Below are 7235 nucleotides of genomic sequence, written 5' to 3' on the forward strand. Positions count from 1 at the left end.
GTCACATATCGCGCGAGTTCTGGTGACACATCTTGACGCCCCGTTCAGGTGGATGAAGCATGCATCCGGCAAGAGCGCTCTCAACCCCCCGCATCTTTCACTTCCTGAACTCAGGAGAGTCGTGTCATGACGTCATCCCCCACAGAGTCCTCGTCCCGCCCGGAGCCAACCTCCGCCACGGAGTCCTCTTCTCCGCGCCGGTCCGCGGTCGGCCGCCGGGCCGTCCTGGGCGCCGCGGCGGCCGCATCGGCTCCCGCCCTGCTCGGCCTGTCCACCCCGGCGTCCGCGGCCCCGGCGTCCGCCGCCCCGGCCGCCGCCACGTCGTCGCGCAGAAGCCCGCGGGCCCTGCCGGGCGGCGGCGACCTGGGCCCGAACGTCATCGTCTTCGACCCCTCCACGCCCGGTATCCAGGCCAAGCTCGACGAGGTGTTCAAGAAGCAGGAGTCGGCGCAGTTCGACACGGGACGCTACGCCCTGCTGTTCAAGCCCGGCACCTACAATGGCCTCAACGCCCAGATCGGCTTCTACACCTCGATCGCCGGACTGGGGCTGTCCCCCGACGACACGACCATCAACGGCGATGTCACGGTCGACGCCGGGTGGTTCGACGGCAACGCCACGCAGAACTTCTGGCGTTCCGCGGAGAACCTCGCGGTCGTCCCCGTCAGCGGCACCAACCGCTGGGCGGTGGCGCAGGCCGCCCCCTTCCGGCGGATGCATGTGCGCGGCGGGCTCAACCTCGCCCCCGACGGCTACGGCTGGGCCAGCGGCGGTTACATCGCCGACAGCCGCATCGACGGCCAGGTCGGACCGTACTCCCAGCAGCAGTGGTACACCCGCGACAGCGTCGTCGGCGGCTGGCAGAACGCCGTGTGGAACATGGTGTTCTCCGGTGTCGAGGGCGCGCCCGCGCAGAGTTTCCCCGACCCGCCGTACACCACGCTCGACACCACCCCGGTCTCCCGGGAGAAGCCCTTCCTGTACCTCGACGGCGGCGACTACCGGGTCTTCCTGCCCGAGAAGCGGACCGGCGCCCGCGGTGTCACCTGGGGCAACGGCACGCCCAGGGGCACCTCGCTGCCCCTGTCGCAGTTTTATGTCGCCCAGCCCGACGTCACCGCGGCCACCCTCAACGAGGCGCTCGCCCAGGGCCTCCATCTGCTGCTCACACCAGGCATCTACCACCTCGATCAGCCGATCCAGGTGGACCGGGCGAACACCGTCGTCCTCGGGCTCGGCTACGCCACGCTCGTCCCGGACAACGGTGTCACCGCGCTGAAGGTCGCGGACGTCGACGGGGTGCGGCTGGCCGGTTTCCTCATCGACGCCGGGCCGGTCAACTCCGAGACCCTGCTGGAAGTCGGCCCGGAAGGGGCCTCGGCCGACCACTCGGCCAACCCCACCACCGTCCAGGACGTGTTCATCCGCATCGGTGGCGCGGGCCCCGGCAAGGCCACCACCTGCATGGTGATCAACAGCCGGCACACCATCGTCGACCACACCTGGGTCTGGCGCGCCGACCACGGTGACGGTGTCGGCTGGGAGACCAACCGCGCCGACTACGGAGTCCGGGTCAACGGCGACGACGTCCTCGCCACGGGCCTGTTCGTGGAGCACTTCAACAAGTACGACGTGCAGTGGTACGGACAGCGGGGCCGGACCATCTTCTTCCAGAACGAGAAGGCGTACGACGCCCCGAACCAGGCGGCCATCCAGAACGGCTCCATCAAGGGCTACGCGGCCTACAAGGTGGCCGACTCGGTGACCGAGCACGAAGGATGGGGGCTCGGCAGCTACTGCTACTACAACGTCGACCCGAGCATCGTGCAGCACCACGGCTTCGCCGCGCCGAACGCGGCGGGGGTGAAGTTCCACAACCTGCTGGTGGTCTCGCTCGGCGGCAACGGCCAGTACGAATGCGTCATCAATGACACCGGCTCTCCCACCTCGGGCACCTCCACCGTGCCGTCCACCGTGGTCTCCTATCCCTGATCTACGATGCCTCGCGGGCCGGTGTCCACCGCGCACCGGCCCGCGAAGAGCCGATACCCAGGAAGGACCACCACGCCATGGCCACCACATCCGTGCGCGACCGTTCCACGATCCTGGTCCTCAACGGACCCAATCTGAACCTCCTGGGCCGTCGGCAACCCGAGATCTACGGCACCGACACCCTGGCCGACGTCGAGAAGCTGGTCGCCGAGACGGCCGCCCCGCACGGTCTGACGACCGACTGCCGGCAGAGCAACCACGAGGGCCAGCTGATCGACTGGATCCACGAGGCCCGTGAGCACCACGCGGCCGTCATCATCAACCCCGCGGGCTACTCCCACACCTCCGTCGCCCTGCGCGACGCCCTGGCGACCTGCGACGGTCTGCCGATCGTGGAGGTGCACATCTCCAACATCCACCAGCGGGAGACCTTCCGGCACCACTCCTATGTCTCCGCGCTGGCCGACGGGGTGATCGCCGGATGCGGTGTGCAGGGCTACGCCTTCGCCGTCGAGCGGGTGGCCGCCCTGCTCGCGGCCGCCAGGCAGGCGTAGTCGCCGGGCCGTACCGGGCCGTGGTCGGGGCCCGGTACGTCAGGCCCTGATCACGCGGACACCGGCCTCGGTGTACGGGGCGACCAGCTCCTCACCGGCCCCGGTGTCCGTGACCAGAACGTCGATCTCCTCCAGCGCGCAGATCCGGGCGAACGCCCGGCGGCCCAGCTTGGAGCTGTCGGCCACGACCACCACCCGGGCGGCCCGCGCGGCCATGAGGTGGTTGATGCTGGCCTCGCCCTCATGGTGGGCGGTCGCGCCCTGGGCGGTGTCCAGCGCGTCCACGCCGAGGATCGCCAGATCCAGCGAGACCTGGTCCAGCACCCCGTTGGCCAGCGGCCCCATCAGCTCGAAGGACTGCGGACGGGCGACCCCGCCGGTGAGCACGATCTTGACCTGGGGGCGCACCGCCAGCTCACTGGCGATGTTCAGGGCGTTGGTGACGACCGTGACGGCCGGGCCGCCACCGGGCGCGGACAGATCGCCGCGAGTGGAGAGGGCTCGGGCCACCTCGGTGGTGGTCGTCCCGCCGTTGAGGCCCACGATCGAACCGGGCTCGGCCATACGGGCCGCCGCGGCGGCGATCCGCTGCTTCTCCGAGGCGCGCCGGGCGGTCTTGTAGCGCAGCGGAAGGTCGTACGAGAGGTTGTGCGCGACCGCACCGCCACGGGTACGGCTGAGCATCTGCTGCTGGGCGAGTTCATCCAGGTCACGCCGGATGGTCGCGGCGGACACCGCCAGCTCGGCGGCCGCCTCCTCGACATCGATACTGCCGTCCCTGGCCAGCAGATCCAGCAGGGCGTTCCAGCGCTCGGGCCGTTTCACGCCGCTCACCCTACCCCCTCGCACCCCTCCGCTCTGGACTTCCGTGCGTGATCCTGCGCATTATCGGCTCGTACGAAGCAACTCCGCGCAACAACTCCGCGCAACTTCGGGCGGCGCCGCTGCCCGGGTCATCCGTGCGACGAGGGGAGTCCCATGAGCCACACCGAGGCCGAGATCGCGAGCCAGCCCGATTGCTGGCGGCGCGCCATCGCCCTGGCCCGGGAGCCGGAGGGGCCCGTACGGGAGGCGCTGCCCCGGCCGGGTGAGCGGGTCGCCGTCGTCGGCTGCGGCACCTCGTGGTTCATCGCCCAGTCGTACGCGGCGCTGCGCGAGGCGGCGGGCCAGGGCGAGACGGACGCGTTCGCCGCGTCGGAGATGCCCTCCGGCCGCGCCTACGACCGGGTGCTGGCGCTGTCCCGGTCCGGCACCACGACCGAGGTGCTGAAGCTGCTGGGCGCGGTGCGCGGCCGGGTTCCCACCACCGTCGTCACGGCGGTCCCCGGCTCCCCGGTCGTGGGCGCCGCGGACGCCGCGGTCGTGATGGACTTCGCCGATGAGCGGTCGGTGGTGCAGACCCGCTGGGCCACCAGCGAACTCGCCCTGCTCCGCGCCCACCTGGGCGCGGAGCTGGAGCATCTCGTGGCGGACGGCGCGGCGGCGCTCGCCGAGCCACTCCCCCAGGCGCTCGTGGACGCCGGGCAGTTCACCTTCCTCGGCCGGGGCTGGACCTACGGGGTCGCCCAGGAGGCCGCGCTCAAGATGCGCGAGGCGGCGGGGGCGTGGACCGAGGCGTACCCGGCCAAGGAGTACCGGCACGGCCCGATCAGCGTGACCGGCCCGCGCAGCGTGGTGTGGTGGCTCGGCGAGGGGGCCTCCGATGTGGCGGACGAGGAGATCACCCGGACCGGTGGCCGGGTCGCCGGGCACGGCCGCGATCCGCTGGCCGAACTGGTGGTGGTGCAGCGGCTCGCGGTCGCGATCGCGGCGGCCCACGGGCTCGACCCCGACGAGCCGCGCCATCTCACCCGCTCGGTGATCCTCGGCTGAGCCGGGAGGAGCGGGCGGAGTAGAGGGCCGAAGTCGGAAACGGGCGGAAGGAACCGGGAGATGCCACTGGTGGCCACCGGAGAGATCGTCGGGACGGCCGTGCGGGCCGGACTCGGCGCGGGTGCGTTCAATGTCATCCAGATCGAGCACGCCCAGGCGATCGTGGCCGGGGCGGAGGCGGCGGGCGCGCCGGTGATCCTCCAGATCAGCGAGAACGCGGTGCGGTATCACGGCGCCCTGGCCGCCATCGGGCGGGCGGCGGTGGAAGTGGCCCGCGCGGCCCGGGTGCCGGTGGCCGTGCACCTGGACCATGCCACCGGGCCCGAGCTGGTGCGGGAGGCGGTGGGCCTGGGCTTCGGCTCGGTGATGTTCGACGCCTCGCGCCTGGATTACGACGGCAATGTGGCGGCGACCGCCGAGGTGGTGGCCGACTGCCATGCCCACGGGGTGTGGGTGGAGGCCGAGTTGGGCGAGGTGGGCGGCAAGGACGGGGTCCACGCACCGGGCGCCAGGACCGATCCGGCCGAGGCCGCCGCCTATGTGGCGGCGACGGGCGTGGACGCGCTCGCGGTGGCGGTGGGCACCTCGCACGCCATGGTCGTCAAGGCGGCGGTGGTGGATCTGGCGCTGGTCGCGGCCCTGCGCGCGGCCGTGCCCGTACCGCTGGTGCTGCACGGCTCCTCCGGGGTGCCCGAGGCCGATCTGACCCGGGCGGTGGAGGCGGGGCTGACGAAGGTGAACATCGCCACCCATCTGAACGTGGCCTACACCCGGGCGATCCGCGACCATCTCGCCGGCCACCCCGATGTGGTCGACCCCCGCCGGTATGTCGCGGCGGCGCGTGACGCGGTGGCGCGGGAGGTGACCCGGCTGCTGAGGCTGGTGCGGGCCACGCGCTGAGCGGCGCCGCCGGTGAGCCGATGACTTTCCCCGGGCCGGGCGGTCTCCACCGGTGAACACCACGCCAGGAGGTGGACGTTGGCCGCACCCGAGCCCGAGAACCCGCCCACGCCGTACCCGGCCGTGCTGGTCCTGGACCGGCCGGTCACCCGCGCCGAGGTGGAGCGGCTGTGCGAACGGCTGCACGCCCTGGTGCGCCACCGGCCCGGCGCGGGGCCGGTCACTGTGGACGTGGGCGGGGTGCGCCGGCCGGACCTGACGGTGGTCGAGGCCCTGGCCCGACTGCGGCTGACCGCCCATCGGCTGGGGTGCGGCATCCGGCTCCGCGGCGCAGGCGGCGAACTGCGGCGGCTGCTCGCCTGGACCGGGCTGGACGAGGCCCTGACGGCTCCCGCGGCGTCAGGCCACGCCCTGGGGCTCGAGCCGGGCGGGCAGACCGAACAGCGGGAAGAGGCGCTCGGTGTCCAGGAAGGAGTTGAGCCCGGTGATCCGGCCGCCTGATATCTCCAGGACCTGAAGCGCCCAGGGCTCATGGCGGCCACCGGCGCCGCCCGGACGGTACTGGCCGAAGGCGGGCATGCCGTTGGCCACGGTCGGGACCAGGCGCGAGCCTCGGCAGCCGATGCCATGGCCCACCAGCCACTGGCGGATGTGCTCGGGGCCGCGCAGCCACAGCTCGTACGGCGGCATGGAGAGGGTGGCGTCCTCGTGCAGCAGGGCGGTGAGGGAGTCCAGGTCATAGCGCTCGAAGGCGTCCACATAGCGGGCCAGCAGCGCGCGCTGCGCCTCGTCCAGCGGCTCGGCCGGGTCGGAGTCGCTGATCCCGCTCGCGGCGAGGGTGGCCCGCGCCCGCTGGAGCGCGCTGTTGACGGACGCCACGGTGGTGCCCAGCAGCTCGGCGACCTCGCTCGCCTTCCAGGCCAGCACCTCGCGCAGGATCAGCACCGCCCGCTGGCGGGGGGCCAGATGCTGGAGCGCGGCGATGAACGCGAGCCGCACCGCGTCCCGCTGGGCGGCCACCTCGGCGGGGTCTCCGCCGTCCGGCAGCACCTGGCCGTCGGGGACCGGCCCGATCCAGGTGGCCTCCGGCTGCTCGACGAGGGCGGCCGGGAAGGGGGTGGCCGCGGAGGTCAGATCCATGGGGCGGGCCCGCCGCTTACCGGCGCCCAGCATGTCCAGACAGACGTTGGTGGCGATGCGGTAGAGCCATGATCGCAGCGCGGACCGGCCCTCGAAGCGGTCCAGGCCCCGCCAGGCGCGCACCATCGTCTCCTGCACCGCGTCCTCGGCCTCGAAGGCCGAGCCCAGCATCCGATAGCAGTAACCGGTCAGCTGCGTGCGGTACGGCTCCAGCTGGAGCTCGACACCGGCCGCGCCGTCCACCGCCGCCACATCACCCATCGCCGCACCTCATCACTGCTCGGAACCGCCGCTCGGACTCCCGTGGGTGAGAAACGTAGCGGGCACCACTGACAACGGCGCGGAGCTGGGCGTTCGCGGACGCGTCCGAGCGCGCCGGACGGGTGCCTCAGGTCACCGGGCGGGCGCTGACCATGGCCGCGTGCACCTGGTGCCCGCCACTGGCGATCATCCGCACCTCGGCCCGGTCGCTGATCTCCGCCCGCACGATGCCGGTGTCGTCCGCGTACACCGGGTGACCGCCCGGACCGCTGCTGTCCGTGCGGTGCACCATGACGACGTCCGCGGCCTCCGGGTCCGGGGTGGTCGTATCCACGAAGACCAGCTCATACCTCTCTCGGCTCCGCATCACGTCCTCCTCCGCACCGACCCGCCCCCGCCATCCCAAACCATGACATTCCACACTATCGCTCGGCTCCGGGAGCGCAAGAGGTTCGAAGGACAGGCCGCAAGCGGGCGGCCCCGTACCGCGCGCCCGGTGATCGAGGCGCTGTACGG

The 7235-nt window shown here is 72.2% G+C and carries 8 protein-coding genes; 5 read left to right on the forward strand and 3 right to left on the reverse strand.

The window, feature by feature from the left end:
• Positions 1 to 126 precede the first annotated feature (126 nt).
• Entirely contained in the window at positions 127 to 1992 is a 1866-nt protein-coding gene (locus N6H00_RS03765) for a coagulation factor 5/8 type domain-containing protein (RefSeq protein ID WP_268970092.1), read from the forward strand.
• Between the two features lie 77 nt (positions 1993 to 2069).
• Positions 2070 to 2546 carry a type II 3-dehydroquinate dehydratase gene (gene aroQ / locus N6H00_RS03770; protein WP_268970093.1) on the forward strand — a complete coding sequence of 159 codons (477 nt, stop codon included), beginning with the start codon at positions 2070 to 2072 and terminating at the stop codon, positions 2544 to 2546.
• A 39-nt stretch (positions 2547 to 2585) separates the two neighbouring features.
• Here aroQ and N6H00_RS03775 read toward each other — a convergent pair whose 3' ends face one another.
• Complete coding sequence (locus N6H00_RS03775) at positions 2586 to 3371, reverse strand: DeoR/GlpR family DNA-binding transcription regulator (protein ID WP_268970094.1); 786 nt, start codon at positions 3369 to 3371, stop codon at positions 2586 to 2588.
• A gap of 153 nt (positions 3372 to 3524) precedes the next feature.
• On the opposite strand from N6H00_RS03775, the gene N6H00_RS03780 reads away from it, so the two are divergent.
• From N6H00_RS03780 to N6H00_RS03790, 3 genes are all read left to right on the forward strand, one after another.
• Positions 3525 to 4418, forward strand: coding sequence for an SIS domain-containing protein (locus tag N6H00_RS03780; protein ID WP_268970095.1), 894 nt, complete (start codon positions 3525 to 3527; stop codon positions 4416 to 4418).
• A gap of 60 nt (positions 4419 to 4478) precedes the next feature.
• Entirely contained in the window at positions 4479 to 5318 is an 840-nt protein-coding gene (locus tag N6H00_RS03785) for a class II fructose-bisphosphate aldolase (protein WP_268970096.1), read from the forward strand.
• A gap of 78 nt (positions 5319 to 5396) precedes the next feature.
• Positions 5397 to 5819: an STAS domain-containing protein gene (locus N6H00_RS03790; RefSeq protein WP_268970097.1), complete on the forward strand. Its 423-nt coding sequence runs from the start codon at positions 5397 to 5399 to the stop codon at positions 5817 to 5819.
• On the opposite strand, the gene N6H00_RS03795 is transcribed toward N6H00_RS03790, so the two are convergent.
• A complete protein-coding gene (locus N6H00_RS03795; RefSeq protein ID WP_268970098.1) occupies positions 5718 to 6719 on the reverse strand; it encodes a sigma-70 family RNA polymerase sigma factor in 1002 nt (333 codons plus the stop codon). The genes N6H00_RS03790 and N6H00_RS03795 overlap by 102 nt on opposite strands.
• A 127-nt stretch (positions 6720 to 6846) precedes the next feature.
• A complete protein-coding gene (locus N6H00_RS03800) occupies positions 6847 to 7086 on the reverse strand; it encodes a DUF6296 family protein (protein WP_268970099.1) in 240 nt (79 codons plus the stop codon).
• Positions 7087 to 7235: the final 149 nt, after the last annotated feature.

The sequence above is a fragment of the Streptomyces sp. S465 genome (assembly GCF_026898115.1).
GTDB classification, from domain to species: domain Bacteria; phylum Actinomycetota; class Actinomycetes; order Streptomycetales; family Streptomycetaceae; genus Streptomyces; species Streptomyces luomodiensis.